Raw genomic sequence first — 18,130 nt, forward strand, 5'->3', positions numbered from 1 at the left:
AATCCGGGAGTCCCGCCCGCAGGCCTCGGTGACCGGGTGCGCCGCGGTGCGCGGGCCCCGGCGCGCGGCTGCGGCCGGGGCTGCGCGGACGTCGCGGGCGGGTGGCCACGGGGCGTGGCTGCGAAGCCTACGGACGAAACGGGTAAGGCGTACCCCGGAATGGGGTCAAAGGTATTGGCCGGTGGGCCGCTCGGGCTTGCCCGGGATGCCCATCGGGAGCGCCGGGCGGCCCTGGCCGCCGCCGCGCATCTGCTCCAACTGGAGGCGGGCGGCCATCTGCTGGGCGACGAGGGCCGCCTGGATGCCGTGGAAGAGGCCTTCCAGCCAGCCGACCAACTGCGCCTGGGCGATCCGCAGCTCGGCCTCGCTGGGCGGGGTCTCCGCCTCGAACGGCAGGGACAGCCGCTCCAGCTCCTCGCGCAGCTCGGGGGCGAGCCCGTCCTCCAGTTCCTTGATCGAACGCTGGTGGATCTCCCGCAGGCGGCCACGGCTCGCCTCGTCCAGCGGAGCGGCCCGCACCTCCTCCAACAGCTGCTTGATCATGCTCCCGATGCGCATGACCTTGGCCGGCTGCTCGATGAGGTTGCCCGGCTCCTCCGGGCTCATCGTGCCGTCCTGCTCGATGGTGCCCATCGGGCGGCCGTCCGGGCCCATGACGATGACGGAGCCGTCTTCCTTGTGCTCAGTGGTGCGGGGGTCGTCGGTCATGCGGTCCATCTTTGCGCACCGGGTCCAAAGGTGCCCGCGCGGTCAAGCGCGCAATTCCGCGACCGCACACTTCACGCTGCCGCCACCGCGCTTGAGCTCGGAAAGGTCCACGTGGACGGGCTGATATCCGGCGTCGCGGACCTTGCGGCCCATGCCGATCGCATCGGTGTTGAGGATCACGTGCCGGCCGTCACTGACCAGGTTCAGCCCGAACGCCTCGGCGTCGGCCCGGTCGGCGAGCACCGCGTCCGGGAACAGCTGGGCCAGCACCTGCTGCGAGGCCGGCGAGAACGCGCCGGGGTAGTAGGTGACGTGCCGGTCGTCGAGGGCGGCGAGCGCGGTGTCCAGGTGGTAGAAGGCCGGGTCGACCAGGCGCAGCGAGATCACCGGGCGGCCCAGCACCTCCTGCGCCTCGGCGTGCGCGGCCGGTTCGGTGCGGAAGCCGTAGCCGGCCAGGACGATGCCGCCGTACGCCGCGGGAAGGTACGCGAAGTCGCCCTCGCCCTCGTTGACGTGCTGCGCGGCGACGAACTTCCAGGTGCCGGTGGAGTCGTAGAACGCCCGGTGGGCGAGGGCCTCGTCGGCGCGCTGCGGGTAGCGGAAGCGGGCGCCGTAGACGGTGCCGTCCACCGAGAACGCGCCGTTCGCCGAGTACACCATGTCCGGCAGGCCGGGACGGGCGTCCAGCACGTGGACCACGTGACCGAGATCGACCAGCGTGCTCCGCAGCGACTCCCACTGCGTCAGGGCCCGCTCGGCGTCCACCGCGGCGTTCGGGTCCATCCACGGGTTGATCGCGTACTCCACCGTGAAATGCTCCGGGGGACACATCAGATATGTCCTCGTTCGCGGCAATCGCTCCAACTGGCTCATGAGGTTTTAGCGTAGGTAGGCTGCGGTGCAGCAAACAGCTCGAAACCTTGCTCCTCGGAGGCGAATCGTTGCAGATGGACGCCGTGGACCAGCGAATCATTGCGTTGCTCGTGGCCGATGCCCGAGCTTCGTACGCAGAGATCGGCGCCCGGGTCTCGCTGTCCGCCCCCGCCGTGAAACGCCGGGTGGACCGGCTGCGGGCGGCCGGAGTGATCAAGGGGTTCACCGCGGTCATCGAGCCGGCCGCGGTCGGCTGGACCACCGAGGCCTTCGTCGAGCTCTTCTGCACCGGGCGCACCACGCCGGCGCAGATCACCGTGGCGACACGCCGGCATCCCGAGGTGGTCGGGGCGTACACCGTCTCCGGACAGGCGGACGCGCTGGTGCACCTGCGGGCGGCCGATATCGGTCATTTGGAGCAGGCGCTGGAGCGGCTACGGGCCGAGCCGTTCGTGACCTCGACGCGCAGCATGGTGGTGCTGTCCCGGCTGGTGGAGACGCCGACCGCGGTGCCGGCGCTGCCGGATTAGCGGGCGGCGGACCGGCCGGTCGCGGGGCGCCCGCCCCGGTCACCGCGCCGGGACGGCGCCCGCTCCGGTCACGGTGCCGGGACGGCGGGCGCGCCGGTCACGGTGCCGGGACGGCGGGCGTTCCGGGCCCGGTGCCGGGACGGCGCCCGCGCCGGGCCCGGTGAGATGCCGGGATGGTGCTGGCGGCGGGTCAGAGGGATCTGCCCGGGCGGTGCTCGCGGTGGGTCAGAGGTACATGCCTGGGCGGTGCTCGTCGCCCTCCGCCTTCGCAGGGACGGGTTTGTCGCCCTCGCCGAAGAACCGCTTGCCGCCGAACTCGCCGTGCAGCCGATCGTCCAGCTCATCGGCGAGACCGGTCATCACCTGCACCGCCAGCATCAGGTGGATCGCCTGGAAGTTGCGGCCGAAGACCGGGATGGACGCCCAGACGGTGTCCTGCGCGCAGTACAACCGGCCGATCGGCATCCGGTTGGTCAGCTCGGACAGCTTCACGTAGAGCTGCTCGGTGGGCTCGACCTCGGTCAGGATCGGCGAGAAGACGTCGACCAGCGGCGGGTTGTCCCGCACCCGGACGAACACCATCGCGGAGCCGGCCCGGATGCCGATGTCGCCGTCCGCATCGACCTGGAGCTGGTCGACGGTGGTCTTGGACATCGTGGCGATCACCGTGCGCACCCGGTCGTCGAGCGGCACCAACTCGTCGGTCGTGCCGGCCACCGCCTCGGCGAAGGCCTCGTCGTCGTCGAGGTCCCCGAGATCGATCCCGTTCTCCGGGCCGGCCTCGGTGCGCGCGGAGGCGAGCGGGCCCGCCTCGATCGGCTCGTCCTGGTCGTCGTGCACCCGGTAGACCAGGAAAGCGGGGTGCGGGGCACCGTACACGTCGCGGAGCGTGCGGGTGACCGCGGTGGCCAGCTGGGATGCCTTCTCCTGCTCGGAGCGGACGCCGAAGAAGTCACCCGAGCCGGGGAGCACCCCCGGCGGGGACCAGCCGAGCGCCACCATGTCGGCGACAGCGGCCCGGTCCATCCGGAACTCGGCCGGCAGCGCCGCGTTGCCCACCGCCAGCGCCTCGATCGCCCCGGCCGGCAGGACACGGATGCTCACCGAGTAGACCGCGGTGCCGGTGCCGGACGCGGTCGGGTCCAGCGTGAGGTCGACCTGCGCGCCGGGTTCGAGCCGGGTCAGGAGGCCGGCCAGGTCGCCGGCGAACTCCCGCCATGCCTCGGTGACCTTCGCCCGTAGGTCGGCCGTGGTCGGTTCGTCGAGCAACACGCCCTCGGGGGAGTCGCCCGCCGCGCCTTCTGCCGTCATGATCGCACCTCCGTTCCCGTCACCCTATCGAGCGCCGTCGGACAGCGAACGCCCTCTCCGGGTGTGGCACCGATCCACCCAGGACGGCCAGGGCAATCGGGGAATTTTCCGGCTGCCGGCGGGGCGGGTCGACGGGCGCGGTGGGTGATGCCGGCTCGGTGAGCTGATCGGCACGCCGGCTCGGCGTCGACGGCCGGGCGCGGTTGCGCATCCGCGCGGGTCTTCCGGGGTTGCGGGTCCGCCGCGTCAGCCGCGGTCCAGGCCTGTGGTTCGGCCGCTGCAGTGCGTGTGCCGGACCACCGGGCCACCGGGCCACCGGGCACAGGGTTCCGTGTGCCGGGCTGCCGGGCTGCCGGGCTGCCGGGCTGCCGGGCTGCCGGGCACAGCGTTCCGGCCGCCGGGCGCAACATTCCTTGCGCCGGGGTCGCCGGCCCGGTTTCGCGCGGCGTTTCCGCGCGGCGCGTTTCCGCGCGGCGCGCCGTTTCCGCGCGGCGTAGTTGCCGGGCTCCGGAGCTTCCGCGCCGGCGCGCCTGGATCACTCGGCTTTTTCCGCCTCGGCGGGCTTCTCCCAGGCCAGGGCCAGGGCGCTGATCCGCTTGGCCGCTTCGGCGGGATCCGCGCCGCGGCCCACAGCGATGCCCATCAGGTACGTGGTCAACGGCGCACCGGGCCGCAGCACGTTGTGCGCGACGTCACGCGCCACGTCCAGCACCGCCTTGGCCGCCACGTCCTCCGGCGGCACGCCGAGCTCGGCGCCGGCCGCGGTCATCCACCTGTCCAGCTCGCTCATCTCGCCCATTCCTCCGCGGTGCGCAGATCGTCGTCCGTGTCGCAATCGAACCAGGGCGGCGGACCGGGCCGACGCCAGGACACCTCGGCGACACGGAGCTGCTCGATCAGCTCACGCACCGGCGCACCGTGCAGACCGCCCCGCTGGGCGGCCAGGCGGTCGATCGCCGCACGCAGCGCGGCCGTGCGCCACACGCCGCAGAGGATCTGCAGTCGCCCGTCGGAGTCCCGGTAGACCGCGCCCTCCATCGGCGCCGACTCCATGGTCAGGCGCAGCACGTCGATCGCCTCACCGGTCAGGAAGGGCAGGTCGGCGGCGAGCAGCGCGGTATACGCGATCGTCTCCGGCACGAGCGCGAGCCCGGCCGCGGCGGCCGCGACCGGACCGCCGCCGGGCGGCTCCTCACGGGTCACGTGCACCGGAACCGGCAGGTCAGCGGACACCCGGCCGACCACCACACGCGGATCGGCGTCGTGCACGGCGGCGAGAACCCGGGTCAGCATCGATTGGCCGGCCACCGCCAGAGTCGGCTTGTCCGCACCACCCATCCGCCGCGCCGCACCACCGGCCAGGACCACCGCCGCAAATCCCCCCACGTGAGTACCGTATCCCGACCGGGTGGCGGACGTGACCACGCGCTCGGAGAGCACGCCCTCGCCGGCCCCGGGCCACGCGTCACGAGCGCGCCGCGGAACGGGGCCGTAAGCTCCGGCCATGGCGAGGAGCACCACACGGCGGCCGGTGGTCCGGATCGATCTGGACGCGCCGTCGGGTGCCAGCCGCCGGCGGCCCGACGAGCTCGCCGCGGAGGAACCGCTGGAGATCCGGGTGCGCCGGGAGCCGCTCGCGGTCACCATGCGTACCCCCGGGCACGACATCGACCTGGCGATGGGCTTCCTGCTCAGCGAGGGTCTGATCGGCGCAGCGCAGGACGTGGTCACCGCTCAGCTCTGCGCCGGGGCGGAGGCTCCGAACACGTACAACGTGGTGGACGTCGTGCTGGCCGCGCACGTCCCGCCACCGGTGACCGACCTCAGCCGCAACTTCTACACGACCAGCTCGTGCGGGGTCTGCGGGAAGGCCAGCATCGACGCGGTCCGGACCCGGTCGCGCTTCGACGTGAGCGGCGATCCGTTGCGCATCCCGGCCGCCACGCTGGCCGAGCTGCCCGCCCGGCTGCGGGCGGCGCAGCGCGCCTTCGACCGGACCGGAGGGCTGCACGCGGCCGGGTTGTTCACCGCCTCGGGTGAGCTGCTGGTGCTGCGCGAGGACGTGGGCCGGCACAACGCGGTGGACAAGGTGATCGGCTGGGCGGTGCGCGAGGGGCGGCTGCCGCTGGGCGGGCACGTGCTGATGGTGTCCGGGCGGGCCAGTTTCGAGCTGACCCAGAAGGCGTGGATGGCCGGGCTGCCACTGCTGGCCGCGGTCTCCGCGCCCAGCACGCTGGCCGCCGAGCTGGCCGACGAGGCCGGCATGACGCTGGTCGGCTTCCTGCGCGGGACGACCATGAACGTCTACGCCGGGGTGGACCGCGTCACGGTCTGACCACGAGACGTTCCCTTCGCGGCCACTCGGGATATCCATCCACTTTCATCCATTTCGGCGAGGCTGCGGGACATGCCGATCTCTCGACGTACCCTGCTGCTGAGCTCCGCTGCCGGCGCCGCCGGCGCCAGCACGTTGTGGCCGCTGGCCGCGAGCGCCGCGCCGTACCGGGGGCCGCTGCGTTCCGACCCGTTCACCCTGGGCGTGGCGTCCGGCGACCCGGACCCGGACGGATTCGTGCTGTGGACCCGGCTGGCCACGAACCCGCTCGCCGAGGACGGCCTGGGCGGTATGCCGGACCGGGTGATCCGGGTGACCTGGGAGCTCGCCACCGACGAGCGTTTCCGCAGAATCGTCCGCCGTGGCGCGGTGGCCGCCCGGCCGGCGTCCGCACACGCCGTGCATGTGGAGCTGGACGGGCTGTCGCCCGGGCGGGAGTACTTCTACCGTTTCCACGCCGAGCGGTACACCTCGCCGGTCGGGCGGACCCGCACCACGCCACCGCGCTGGGCCACCGGCGGGAGCCTGGCCATGTCGTTCGTCTCCTGCTCGCAGTACGAGCACGGGTACTTCACCGCCTACCGCCGGCTGGCCGAGGACGAGCCCGAGCTGATCCTGCACCTGGGCGACTACCAGTACGAGTACCAGGCGGGCAGTTACGTGGCGCCGAGCGGCAACCCGCGTGACCACGAGGGGCCGGAGACCGTCACGCTGGCGAATTACCGGCAGCGGCACGCGCAGTACAAGGCCGATCCGGACCTGCAGGCGGCCCACGCGGTCGCGCCGTGGGCCGTGGTCTTCGACGACCACGAGATCGAGAACAACTGGGCCGACGAGGTGCCCGAGCAGCCGGACCCGAACTTCCTGGCCCGTCGGGCGGCGGCCTTCCAGGCGTACTACGAGAACATGCCGCTGCGCCGGACCTCGATCCCGCGCGGTGTCGACATGCAGTTGTACCGGCGGATCCGGTGGGGGCGGCTGGCCACCTTCCACATGCTCGACACCCGGCAGTTCCGCGACGACCAGGGCTGCGGGGACGGGTACAAGGACTGTGCGGCGGCGTACGACCCGGCCCGTTCGATCACCGGCGCCGAGCAGGAGGCGTGGCTGCTCGACGGCTTCCACCGGTCCACCGCGCGTTGGGACATCCTCGGGCAGCAGGTGTTCTTCGGGCAGCGGGACAACAACTCCGGGCCGCTCAAGGTGGTCAGCATGGACTCGTGGGACGGGTACCAGGCGTCCCGGCAGCGGATCACCCAGGGCTGGGTGGACGCGCGTGTGCGCAACGCGGTGGTGCTCACCGGGGACGTGCACGCGCACTGGGCCGACGAGCTGAAGCTCGATTACGACGACCCGACGTCGAGGACGGTGGGTACCGAGCTGGTCTGCTCCTCGATCACCTCGACCGGTGACGGCGCCGACGTGCCGAGCGGGAACCACCCGTGGGCGGCGTGGAACCCGCACCTGAAGTTCTACAACAACCAGCGCGGTTACGTCCGTACGAAGATCACCGCGCACGCGATGACCGCTGATTTCGTGGTGCTCCCGTACGTCAGCCGGCCGGGCGCGCAGGCGCACACCCGGGCCAGCTTCGTTATCGAGGACCGGGTGCCCGGGCTGACCCGGATCGCCGACGACCCGACCCCGACGGCCACCCTGCGAGCCCAGGCCGCCGGGGATCCGGGGGCGGAAACCGTACGTCAGGAGACCGAACGTCCCTGACGGGGACGCTGCGCTCCTCCGCATCGCCGCGCCACCTCCTCTCCGGTCCTCGGGCGCCGGCCGGGTCGGGCCCGGCCGGCGGCGTCATCCGGCACGCCGGAGCTTGCGGGACGGCCGCACCATGTGCGGGGCCAGCCCGTGCCCCAGCACGTTGTGCAGCAGCGCGGCCAGCTGGTGCTGCGGCTCCTCGGCGAGCGCCCGGTCCACCGCGACCCGGGCCAGCGCGCCCCGGCCCGCCTGCCACGCGGTGTAGCCGAGCAGGCAGGCCGGCGGCGCGACGTAGGCCGGCTCGACCCGCCGCAGCACGTCGGTCCACAACCGGATCCGCCACTCCTGCGTGTCGGCCCGGTCCAGGGCGTAGTCCTCCACCGACCGGTCCACCAGGAGCACGCCCAGCCAGGCGGTCTCGTCGGGGCTGAGGGTGCCGCCGGTGCGGTAGCGCTTCTCGGCGAGCCGCAGCGCGGCCTGTCCGGCCTGCTTCACCAGGCGGCCGTATCGCTCCGCGGTCAGGTCGTCGGCGAGCAGGTCGGTGAACCGGCGCCGGGCACGCTCGGTGGCCCGGCGCATCTCGGCGCGCTCCGCGCCGCCGACCGCGGCCACCTGGGCGGTCAGCTCCTGCCGGCTGGGCAGCGCGACCTGCCCGCGGAAGGTTGCCTCGGCGGCGATCACACTGTCCGCGGGCAGGCACGGCGTGCCCTCCGGCGGGCAGCACTGCCGGCCGGCACAGAGGAAGGACCACCACCGGCCGTCCGCGACCCGGAGCACGTCGAGCACGTCGATCTGTCGTGTCTGCACCGCCTGGGCGCAGCGCAACGCCGCCGGAGTGACCCGGTTCAACGAGCCGTAGCCGATGATCACCACGGCTCGCGACCGCTGGCGGGCCACCGCGTCGGCGACCGTGGCGGCCGCGCCCTTCGCTTCCGGATCGGTCCAGTCCGGCGGGGGCAGGTCGTGGCAGACGGTGAACTCGACCCGCTCGCCGACCAGGCCGACGACCGCGAGACTGTCGCGTGGGTGGTAGCCGAGCAGGAACGGCACGATGGCGATGAGCTCGGCGGGCGTGCGGATGACGAGGGTGCAGTCGGGTGTCATGCGGGGCAGCCTGGCCCTCGCGGCCCGGCCGGCGAGTGCCAGATTCCGCCGCTGTGGACAACTCGTCCACAGACCTGGGCCTCAGCTGCGGAACGGCAGCCCCTGCAGTTCGAGCCCCTCCTGCTGCCAGGCGTGGGCGTGCCGGTCCAGGTCCATGGTCAGCTCGATGGAGGAGACCACGTCGTAACCGGCCGCATGAAGGCTGCGGATCGCTTCCACGTTGCGGGAGGACGGCGAGATGGTCAGCGAGGTCATGTTCCGCTTCTTGGCCTCGGCGGCGACGTGGTGCAGCAGCTTGCGCCCCACGCCCTTGTGGCGGTGGGTGACCGTGACGACCACCGGCTCCACCTCGCCGGCCCGGGCCCGCATGATCAGCCCGACCATCCCGATCACCCCGTCGTCGGCGTGGTCGGCGACCCACAGGCCGCTGAGATCGAGCCTGGTCAGGTACTCCTCGAAGCCGGCGCCACCGTCGTCCTCCGACTCCCCGTACATCTCGTGTTGCTGCCGGGTGAGCTCGGTCCACAGCCGCCGGCCAGCGGCGTGGTCACTGGGGCGGTACGAACGCACTGCGACAGGGGCCATGCCGACATTTTGCCTCCGGATTGAGACTTGCGTCACCCGAAGCGCAAGATATCCGGGTGGACCTGGCGTACCTGCGCGCGCACCCCCAGCATCTCCCGACATTCCTCACCCATCAACGGATCCGGGAGACACCGGTGCATCGCGGGGTGAGCTCGGCATCCCGGTTGACTCTGGACGACGGGACGTCGCTGTTCGCCAAGTCGTGGCCGGGCGGGGAGCCACCGGACGGGCTGTTCGACGCGGAGGCGTCCGGGCTGCGGTGGCTTCGGGAGGCTCAGGCCGTACCCGTACCGGAGGTCTTCGTCGCCCTGCCCGAGATGATCGCGATGGAGTGGATCGAGCCGGGCGACGCCAGTCGCCGGGCCGCGGCGGATCTGGGGCGCGGCCTGGCCGCGCTGCACCGCAGCGGCGCGGAGAGTTTCGGCGCGCCCCGGCCCGGGTGGATCGGTCCGCTGCCGCTGGACAACACCCCGTCCGCCGGCCCCTGGGGGGCCTGGTTCGCGGATCGCCGCCTGCTGCCCTACCTGCGAATCTCCGTGGACCGCGGCGCGCTGTCCGGCGCCGACGCCGCGCTGATCGAGGAGATCGCCAACACCATTGACCGGTACGCCGTTGCGGAGCCACCCGCGCGGATCCACGGCGACCTGTGGCCGGGCAACCTGCTGTGGGGCGCGGACGGGCGTGCGTGGCTGGTGGACCCGGCCGCGCACGGCGGCCATCGGGAGACCGATCTGGCAACGTTGTCGCTGTTCGGCGGGGTAGCCCAGTGGGACGTGATCCTCGGCGCCTATCAGGACGAGTGGCCGCTGGCACCGGGCTGGCGGAGCCGGGTTCCTTTGCACCAACTGCATCTTCTGCTCGTCCACACGGCCGCCTTCGGAGCGGGTTACCGGGGCGCCGTACTCGCCGCCGCGGAGGCTGTCCTGCGTGGCTGACCTCGCCTTCCTACCCCGATCCCGGTTCCCGGGACGGCCGGGCGGGGCCGCAGGCCGGTGGACCGGTTGTCCACAGGCCGATATGCCTAGCGGCAACCGGGCGGACGAGCGGCTAGATTCGTTTTCGTGAGCGAGACCTGGAGATCAGCCGAGCGGGCCCGGTGGCGGCCGTGATCGCGCTCGCCGATCGCTTCGGCCGCGTGGCGACGGACCTGCGGGTCTCCCTCACCGATCGGTGCAATCTGCGCTGCACCTATTGCATGCCCGCCGAGGGCCTGGCCTGGATGCCGCAGCCCGAGCAACTCACCGACGACGAGGTGGCCCGGCTGGTCCGGATCGCGGTCGAGCGCCTCGGCATCACCGGGGTCCGGTTCACCGGTGGCGAGCCGCTGATCCGGCGTGGACTGGTCGGGATCATCGCCGAGGCGGCCCGGCTCGATCCCCGGCCGAAGCTGTCGGTGACCACCAACGGCATCGGGCTGGATCGACTCGCCGCGTCCCTGCGGGGCGCGGGGCTCGACCGGGTCAACGTCTCGCTCGACACCCTCGATCCCGACCGCTTCCATGCCCTGACTCGCCGCGACCGGCACGCCGACGTGCTGAGTGGCCTGCGCGCCGCCGCGGACGCCGGACTGACGCCGGTAAAGATCAACGCCGTCCTGATGCGCGGGGTGAACGACGACGAGGCGCCGGCCCTGCTGCGGTTCGCGCTCGAGCACGGGTACCAGTTGCGGTTCATCGAGCAGATGCCGCTGGACGCGCAGCACCAGTGGGACCGGCGGGCCATGGTGACCGCCGACGAGATCCTGACCGCGCTCACCCCGTTCGATCTTCAGCCCGACGTGGTTTCACGTGGAACGGCGCCGGCGGAGACCTGGCTGGTTCCGGGCCACGTCGACGCCGCCGGGGAACCGGCCCGCGTCGGCGTCATCGCCAGCGTGACCCGGCCGTTCTGCGGCGACTGCGACCGCACCCGGCTCACCGCCGACGGGCAGGTGCGCAACTGCCTCTTCGCCACCGAGGAGAGCGACCTGCGCAAGCTGCTGCGGGACGGCGCGCACGACATCGAGATCGCCGAGGCCTGGCGGGTGGCCATGTGGGGCAAGCGGGCCGGGCACGGCATCGACGATCCCGCCTTCCTGCAGCCGGCCCGACCCATGTCCGCGATCGGAGGTTGACCGTTGCTGACCGTCCGCTATTTCGCCGGCGCCCGCGCCGCAGCCGGCGGAGTCTCCACCGAGGAGATCGCCGCCGACTCCCTTGAGGAGCTGGCGCAGACCCTGACCGATCGACACGGTGAGCGTCTGGGGCTGGTGCTGAAGGCCGCCAGTTTCCTCGTCGATGGGCTGACCTGTCACGACCGGCAGGCGGCGCTGCCCGCGGGCGCCACCGTCGACATCCTGCCGCCGTTCGCGGGCGGCTGATCCCGGTCTCCGGCGCGGCGTCCGCGGCGCCGTCACCTCAGCCACCGCATCAGGCGGCCCGCTTTCAGCGCGGCGTCCGCGGCGCACCCACGCCGGCAGCACAGCGCGCGACCGGCTTCCAGCGCGACGTCCGCGGCGCGCCCACGCCGCGGCGCGGCCGGCTTCCCAGTCGTCCGCAGCGCACTCATGCCGCCAGGACAGCGCGCGGCGATCTTCGGCGCAACGTCCGCAGCGCACCTACGCCGCCACCACAGCGCACAGCGGTATTCAGCGCGACGTCTGCAGCGCATTCACACCGCCAACACAGCGCGCGGCGGTCTTCGGCGCAACGTCCGCAGCGCACCCATGCCACCAGCACAACGCGCGACGCTTCAGCTCGGCATCCGCGACACACCCACGCCGCCACCACAGCGCGCGACCGGCTTCCAGTGCGGCTCCGGTGGCCCGTCCGCTCCAGGTGGACCGTGTCCGGCGAGCGATCGGCGACTGGCCATCCCGGCCTCGGTCTCAGGGTCACGGCCCTGCCAGGTGGTTATGCAGTTTTCGGGGCCCTCGGCGCCGGCCAGGATCCAGAAGGCCGGGGCGACACCCTTCCAACTGGCGGGGCGCGGCACCACGCCCGCTCCACGCTGCCCGGTTTCCTCGGCGCGCCGGGATGGCCGACTCCCCCTCGGCGCGCTGAGGGAGGCCGGTGGCCGGGATGACCGACCGCGGCCCGGGCAGCAAACGCGACCCGAGCAGCAGACGCGACCCGGGCTGCAGGTGCGGCCCGGGCTGCAGGTGCGGCCGGGTGGCCGGGGTGGCCGGGTGGCCGGGGTGGCCCGGCGGTCGGGGTGGCCCGGCGGCCGGGGTGGCCCGGCGGCCGGCGTGGCCCGGCGGCCGGCGTGGCCAGGAATGCGAGGGATGGCGGTGGGTGGCTGGGGGTGACGCCGGGTGGCCGAGCAACCGATGTGGGCGGGGTGGCCGGCGTGGCGTCGGCGGCTGATCGGGGACACTTGGCGTGCGGCCGGGGACGCCGCGCTGGGGGAGGAGTCCGGGTGGCGGCGTTCTTCGTGGTGATTCTGCTGGTCATCGGCCTGGTACACGCATATCTGTGGAAGCGGCTGGTCCGGGACACGCTGGCGCCGGGGTGGGGTCGGCGGGCGGGCACGGTGGCTGCCGTCGTGCTGGGCCTGCTCGTGCCGGTGACCCTGATCGGGGTACGCGCCGGGTACGTCAAGTGGCTGGCCTGGCCGGGGTACCTGTGGATCGCCTTGATGTTCTACCTGCTGATCAGCCTGCTCGTGCTGGAGGTCCCGCGGCTGGTGCTGCGAGTGCTGTGGGTGGGCCGAGGGCGTACCGGAAAGGGCACCAAGGCGGCACGGACCAGCAGCGACGCGACCAACGACCGGCAATCCGCCGGATCTGCCCCGGCCCCGGCCGGCGCGCAGCCCGGCCACACCGGCGAAGACCTGCAACCCGCCGGATCTGCCCCCGCCCGGACCGGCGCGCAGCCCGGCCACACCGGCGAAGACCTGCAACCCGCCGGATCTGCCCCCGCCCGGACCGGCGCGCAGCCCGGCCACACCGGCGAGGACCTGCAACCCGCCGGATCCGTCCCGGCCCCGGCCGGGACGGCCAGCGGTGACGACCGCGGCCACGCCGACGACGACCTGCAACCCGCCGCGTCCGTCCCGGCTGTCGTCGGCGCGCCGCTCGGGGCCGACCGGGGCCTGGGGTTGGACGCGCCCGGTCCGGCGGATGCGATTCTGCCGACCGCCGCGGCCGGCAGCACGAGCGGCAGCACCGAGCAGGGCGGGAGCGGGGACCGCGCCGGGATGGACCGCCGGCTGCTGCTGGCCCGCGGCGCGGCGATCTTCGCCGGGCTCACGGCCGCGAGCGTCACCGGGTACGGCATCAAGACCGCCACCGGCGCGCCGCGGATCGACCAGGTACGGATCCCGATCGCCAAACTGCCCCGTGCGATGGACGGGACCCGGCTCGCCGTGGTCTCCGACATTCACCTCGGCCCACTGACCGGAATCGGTCACACCCAGCGCATCACCCGGGTGATCAACTCGGTCGGCGCGGACCTGGTGTGTGTCGTTGGTGACCTTGTCGACGGCAGTGTCGCGGAACTGGGGCGGCTCGCCGAGCCGCTGCGCGAGATCGAGTCCCGGAGGGGCGCCTACTTCGTGACCGGCAACCACGAGTACTACTCCGGCTACCAGGAGTGGGTGGACGAGGTAGCTGAGCTGGGCATACGTCCGCTCCGCAACGAGCGCGTCGAGATCGACGGGCTGGACCTGGCCGGGGTCAACGACCTCGGTGGCGGGGAGCACGGTGACCCGGCCGACTTCGGCAAGGCGCTCGGCGGCCGGGACCCGAACCGGCCGGTGGTGCTGATGGCGCACCAGCCGCTGGCCGCCCGGGACGCCGCGCCCTACGGGGTCGATCTGCAACTGTCCGGCCACACGCACGGGGGTCAGATGGCGCCGTTCAACGCCTTCGTGAAGTTGCAGCAACCGGTAGTCTCCGGCTTCGGACGGGTGGACGGCGTGCCGGTTTACGTGACCAACGGCGCGGGCTTCTGGGGCCCACCGGTTCGCGTGGGAGCGCCGCCGCAGGTCACGGTGGTCGAACTCCGCGTGGCGTAACTCATCAAGATCGGTAAGTGTGTTTGAGCGTGGCGATTCTTGCCGGAACCGACGGCCGTGACAGGATGCGAGACGTGGAGGTCAGCCCGGACACGTACGTCGCGGACCTGCACATCCATTCGCGGTACTCGCGTGCCTGCAGCCGCGACCTGACCCTGCCCAACCTGGCCTGGTGGGCGCGGCGCAAGGGCATCGCGCTGCTGGGCACCGGCGACTTCACCCATCCGGCGTGGTTCGAGCACCTCCGGGAGAACCTGACCACGGCCGGCCCGGGCCTGTACCGGCTCAACGACGAGCAACCGGTCACCGAGCGGCTGCCCGGCTCGTTGCGCGGCACGGAGCCGGCCCGGTTCATACTGAGCGTCGAGATCTCCACGATCTACAAGCGCGACGACCGCACCCGCAAGGTGCACCACCTGCTGTACGCGCCGGATTTCGAGACCGCCGGGAAGATCAACACCGCGCTGGGCCGGATCGGCAACCTGACCGCCGACGGCCGGCCGATCCTCGGGCTGGACTCGCGGGACCTGCTGGAGATCACCCTGGAGGCCGGTGGGTACCTGATCCCGGCACACATCTGGACCCCGTGGTTCTCCGCGCTCGGCTCGAAGTCGGGCTTCGACGCGATCGCCGACTGCTACGCCGACCTGGCCGACCACATCACCGCGGTGGAGACCGGCCTGTCCTCGGACCCGGCGATGAACTGGCGCGTCTCCAGCCTGGACCGCTACCGCCTGGTCTCGAACTCGGACGCGCACTCCCCCGGCGCGCTGGCCCGGGAGGCGACCCTGTTCACCGGCGTCCCGGACTACTTCGCGGTCCGCGACGGCATCGGTCTGGCCGGCACCCTGGAGTTCTTCCCGGAGGAGGGCAAGTACCACGCCGACGGCCACCGCGCCTGCGGGGTCAACTGGGAGCCGCAGCGCACCCGCGAGGCCGGCGGCCGGTGCCCGGAGTGCGGCCGCCCGCTGACCGTGGGCGTGCTGAGCCGGGTGGAGGACCTGGCCGACCGGCCGGCCGGTTTCACCCGCGACACGCACGTCGAGCACCTCATCCAGTTGCACGAGATCCTCGGTGAGATCCACGGCGTCGGCCCCAAGTCGAAGACCGTCGAGACGCAGCTGAAGCACCTGGTGGCGACGCTCGGCGCGGAGCTGGACATCCTGCGGAAGGTGCCGGTCGAGGAGATCGGCAAGGCGGGCGGCGACGAGCTGCGCGAGGCGATCACCCGGCTGCGGCGCGGCGACGTGCGGCGCGTTCCCGGGTACGACGGTGAATACGGCGTGATCACCCTGTTCGAGCCGGGAGAGCTGCGCAACCGCGCCAGCGCCCCGCAGGTGGAGACGCTGTTCGACATGTTCCCGGAGCCCGCCCCGGCCCGGCCCGCGAAGCCGGCGGCCAAGGCGGAACCGGCGAAGCCCAAGGCCAAGCCGGCGAAGGCTAAACCGGCCCCGCCGCCGCTGGCCCCGCCGCCCAGCCCGCACGAGCCGTTCGAGCCGATGCTCGCCGGGATGGAGGAGGTTGGCACCGGCCTGCTGGACCGCCTGGACGCGATGCAGCGGGTGGCCGCGTCGGCGCCGGGCGGCCCGCTGCTGATCGTGGCCGGCCCGGGAACCGGCAAGACCCGGACGCTGACCCATCGGATCGCATACCTCTGCGCCGAGCTGGGAGTCTTCCCGGAGCGCTGCCTGGCCATCACGTTCACCCGCCGGGCCGCCGCCGAGCTGCGCGAACGCCTGGAGAGTCTGCTCGGTGACGTGGCCGAGGACATCACCGTGGGCACGTTCCACTCGGTGGGCCTGACCATCCTGAAGGAGAACGCCAAGGCGGCCGGGCTCGGCGCCGGCTGGCGGATCGCCGAGGAGCCGGAGCAGCGCCAGGCCCGGGAGCAGGCCGGGGAGGACGACACGGCGTACCGGAAACTGCTGCGCCAGCAGGATCTGGTGGACCTGGACGACCTGATCAGCGTGCCGGTGGCCCTGCTGCGCGAGGACCCGGCGCTGGTGGAGAAGTACCGCAGGCGCTGGCAGTGGATCTTCGTGGACGAGTACCAGGACGTCGACGAGCTGCAGTACGAACTGCTGCGCCTGCTGAGCCCGGCGGACGGCAACCTGTGCGCGATCGGTGACCCGGACCAGGCGATCTACTCGTTCCGCGGCGCCGACGTGCGGTACTTCCTGCGCTTCAACCAGGACTTCGTCGATGCCCGGCTGGTCCGGCTGACCCGCAACTACCGGTCGTCGGCGCCGATCCTGGCCGCCGCGGTGCAGGCCATCGCGCCGTCGTCGCTGGTCCGCGGCCGCCGCCTGGACCCGGCCCGGCTGGACCCGGAGGCCCCGCTGGTCGGCCGCTACCCGGCGCGCAGCGTCGCCGACGAGGCCGACTTCGTGGTACGCACCATCGACGAGCTGGTCGGCGGCCTCTCGCACCGGTCGCTCGACTCGGGGCGGGTGGACTCGCGCGCCGTGACCGCGGGCGCCCTGTCGTTCTCGGACATCGCGGTGCTGTACCGCACCGATACGCAGTCCGGCCCGATCCTCGACGCGCTGTCCCGGGCCGGCGTGCCGGTGCAGAAGCGGTCGCACAACCGGCTGCGGGACCGGCCCGGCGTCCAGGCGATCGCCCACGAGCTGCGGCACGCCGGCGGGACGGACGGCTCCCTGCCGGCCCGGATCAGGCTGGCGGCCCAGGTGCTGGCGCAGCGGTACGCGGCGCCGACGCTGGACGGCGGCCAGCTCACCCCGGAGGACATCTGGTCGGCGGCCGATCTGCTCACCCCGCTGGGCGTGCGGACCGGCGACGACCTGCCGCAGTTCCTGCAGCAGCTGGAGACCGGCGCCGAGGTGGACGCGCTGGACCCGCGCGCCGAGGCGGTCAACCTGCTCACCCTGCACGCCGCCAAGGGCCTGGAGTTCCCGGTGGTGTTCCTGGTCGGCTGCGAGGACGGTCTGCTGCCGCTGCGCTGGTCCGGTTCGACCCCGACCGAGGAGGAGATCGCCGAGGAGCGGCGGCTGTTCTTCGTCGGCCTGACCCGGGCACAGGACCGGCTCTACGTGAGCCACTCGGCGCGGCGGTCGCGGCACGGCAGTGATCGGGAGCAGCAGCCGACACCGTTCCTGGATGTGATCGATTCCGGGCTGTTCGAGCGGCTGGGCGAGGCCGCCCCGGCTCGCCCGAAGGACCGCCAGCTGCGGCTGCTCTGAGACCCCACGGCAGCACCGCAGCTCAGCCGCTGCACGCCGCGCACACCCCGACACGGCGGCTCGCCCGCCGCGCACACCGCGACACGGCGGCCCGCCCGCCGCGCACGCCGCGGCACGGCGGCGCGACCGGTAAGCACGCACGGCGAGCCGGCCGGTGATCACGCCGCGGTGATCCCGGTCAGGGCGCCGAGCAGCAGCGCGGGCCCGAACGGGAACACCCGTCCCCGCCGGGTGGCCAGCCGGAACACCGCGGTCAGCCCGCCGATCAGGTGGGCCGCCGCGAGTCCGGTGAGCACCGCCGGCCACCCGCCGAGGAGCCCGAGGAGCAGCGTCAGCGCCGCGCCGAGCTTCACGTCACCGAGCCCGAGGCCGCGCCCGGGCAGCAGCGCCAGTCCCAGGTAGGCGCCGCCGACCAGTACGGTCGCGACCAGCGCCGCGCCGATCCGGGCCGGCGCGAGCAGGGCCAGCGGCAGCCCGCCGCCGAGGGCCAGGGTGGCGACCAGCCGGTCGGGCAACCGCAGCGTACGCAGGTCGGCCAGGGCCAGCAGCACCCCGACCTCGCCGGCGAGCAGCAGCACCGGCAGCTGGGGGACCGGCCCGAGCCGGGCGGCCAGCACGGCACCGACCACCGCGGCGGACACCGGCGCCGGCCACGGGGGCCGGCCGAGCAGGACCAGGAATGATCCGGCGAACAGGCTGGAGAGGATCACGAGCGCGGACGACACGTCCGGGAAGGTAACGGCTCGGCCGGGCGAAGGCGGGTCGGGTTGTGGACA

The 18,130-nt window shown here is 73.0% G+C and carries 16 protein-coding genes; 8 read left to right on the top strand and 8 right to left on the bottom strand.

Annotated elements, in window-relative coordinates; translation table 11 throughout:
- Positions 1–165: 165 nt before the first annotated feature.
- Together ACTEI_RS36280 and ddaH are read right to left on the bottom strand one after the other, a co-directional pair.
- Positions 166–708 (bottom strand): bacterial proteasome activator family protein, encoded by a 543-nt coding sequence (locus ACTEI_RS36280; protein WP_122982632.1) that lies wholly within the window; start codon positions 706–708, stop codon positions 166–168.
- Between the two features lie 42 nt (positions 709–750).
- The gene (gene ddaH, locus ACTEI_RS36285; RefSeq protein WP_122981772.1) at positions 751–1,581 is read right to left on the bottom strand and encodes a dimethylargininase; all 831 of its coding nucleotides are present in this window, start codon (positions 1,579–1,581) and stop codon (positions 751–753) included.
- Between the two features lie 68 nt (positions 1,582–1,649).
- On the opposite strand from ddaH, the gene ACTEI_RS36290 reads away from it, so the two are divergent.
- Positions 1,650–2,111 (top strand): Lrp/AsnC family transcriptional regulator, encoded by a 462-nt coding sequence (locus ACTEI_RS36290; RefSeq protein ID WP_122981773.1) that lies wholly within the window; start codon positions 1,650–1,652, stop codon positions 2,109–2,111.
- A gap of 225 nt (positions 2,112–2,336) precedes the next feature.
- Here ACTEI_RS36290 and ACTEI_RS36295 read toward each other — a convergent pair whose 3' ends face one another.
- The 3 genes from ACTEI_RS36295 to mobA form a co-directional block, all read right to left on the bottom strand.
- Positions 2,337–3,422, bottom strand: a complete 1,086-nt coding sequence (locus ACTEI_RS36295) for a T3SS (YopN, CesT) and YbjN peptide-binding chaperone 1 (RefSeq protein ID WP_122981774.1) — start codon at positions 3,420–3,422, stop codon at positions 2,337–2,339.
- Between the two features lie 535 nt (positions 3,423–3,957).
- The gene (locus ACTEI_RS36300) at positions 3,958–4,212 is read right to left on the bottom strand and encodes a DUF6457 domain-containing protein (protein ID WP_122982633.1); all 255 of its coding nucleotides are present in this window, start codon (positions 4,210–4,212) and stop codon (positions 3,958–3,960) included.
- A complete protein-coding gene (gene mobA, locus ACTEI_RS36305; RefSeq protein ID WP_122981775.1) occupies positions 4,209–4,790 on the bottom strand; it encodes a molybdenum cofactor guanylyltransferase in 582 nt (193 codons plus the stop codon). Before mobA ends, ACTEI_RS36300 begins: the two co-directional genes overlap by 4 nt.
- A gap of 136 nt (positions 4,791–4,926) precedes the next feature.
- Here mobA and fdhD point away from each other — a divergent pair, with 136 nt between their 5' ends.
- Together fdhD and ACTEI_RS36315 are read left to right on the top strand one after the other, a co-directional pair.
- Positions 4,927–5,757, top strand: a complete 831-nt coding sequence (gene fdhD / locus ACTEI_RS36310; protein WP_122981776.1) for a formate dehydrogenase accessory sulfurtransferase FdhD — start codon at positions 4,927–4,929, stop codon at positions 5,755–5,757.
- Between the two features lie 72 nt (positions 5,758–5,829).
- Complete coding sequence (locus tag ACTEI_RS36315) at positions 5,830–7,479, top strand: alkaline phosphatase D family protein (protein WP_122981777.1); 1,650 nt, start codon at positions 5,830–5,832, stop codon at positions 7,477–7,479.
- Between the two features lie 84 nt (positions 7,480–7,563).
- On the opposite strand, the gene ACTEI_RS36320 is transcribed toward ACTEI_RS36315, so the two are convergent.
- Together ACTEI_RS36320 and ACTEI_RS36325 are read right to left on the bottom strand one after the other, a co-directional pair.
- Positions 7,564–8,571, bottom strand: coding sequence for a DUF4192 domain-containing protein (locus tag ACTEI_RS36320; RefSeq protein ID WP_122981778.1), 1,008 nt, complete (start codon positions 8,569–8,571; stop codon positions 7,564–7,566).
- Between the two features lie 81 nt (positions 8,572–8,652).
- Positions 8,653–9,156, bottom strand: coding sequence for a GNAT family N-acetyltransferase (locus ACTEI_RS36325; RefSeq protein ID WP_122981779.1), 504 nt, complete (start codon positions 9,154–9,156; stop codon positions 8,653–8,655).
- A gap of 56 nt (positions 9,157–9,212) precedes the next feature.
- On the opposite strand from ACTEI_RS36325, the gene ACTEI_RS36330 reads away from it, so the two are divergent.
- The 5 genes from ACTEI_RS36330 (at position 9,213) to ACTEI_RS36355 (ending at position 17,354) form a co-directional block, all read left to right on the top strand.
- Complete coding sequence (locus ACTEI_RS36330) at positions 9,213–10,091, top strand: fructosamine kinase family protein (RefSeq protein WP_122981780.1); 879 nt, start codon at positions 9,213–9,215, stop codon at positions 10,089–10,091.
- Between the two features lie 143 nt (positions 10,092–10,234).
- On the top strand, positions 10,235–11,269 hold the full coding sequence (gene moaA / locus ACTEI_RS36335; RefSeq protein WP_122981781.1) for a GTP 3',8-cyclase MoaA: 1,035 nt from the start codon (positions 10,235–10,237) through the stop codon (positions 11,267–11,269).
- 3 nt (positions 11,270–11,272) lie between these two features.
- Entirely contained in the window at positions 11,273–11,515 is a 243-nt protein-coding gene (locus tag ACTEI_RS36340) for a MoaD/ThiS family protein (protein ID WP_122981782.1), read from the top strand.
- A gap of 1,037 nt (positions 11,516–12,552) precedes the next feature.
- Positions 12,553–14,151, top strand: coding sequence for a metallophosphoesterase (locus ACTEI_RS38840; RefSeq protein ID WP_244940660.1), 1,599 nt, complete (start codon positions 12,553–12,555; stop codon positions 14,149–14,151).
- A gap of 65 nt (positions 14,152–14,216) precedes the next feature.
- Positions 14,217–17,354: a UvrD-helicase domain-containing protein gene (locus tag ACTEI_RS36355; protein ID WP_122981783.1), complete on the top strand. Its 3,138-nt coding sequence runs from the start codon at positions 14,217–14,219 to the stop codon at positions 17,352–17,354.
- A gap of 158 nt (positions 17,355–17,512) precedes the next feature.
- On the opposite strand, the gene ACTEI_RS36360 is transcribed toward ACTEI_RS36355, so the two are convergent.
- Positions 17,513–18,079 (bottom strand): prepilin peptidase, encoded by a 567-nt coding sequence (locus ACTEI_RS36360; protein ID WP_239082205.1) that lies wholly within the window; start codon positions 18,077–18,079, stop codon positions 17,513–17,515.
- Between the last annotated feature and the right edge of the window lie 51 nt (positions 18,080–18,130).

Source organism: Actinoplanes teichomyceticus ATCC 31121 (assembly GCF_003711105.1).
Lineage (GTDB): Bacteria > Actinomycetota > Actinomycetes > Mycobacteriales > Micromonosporaceae > Actinoplanes > Actinoplanes teichomyceticus.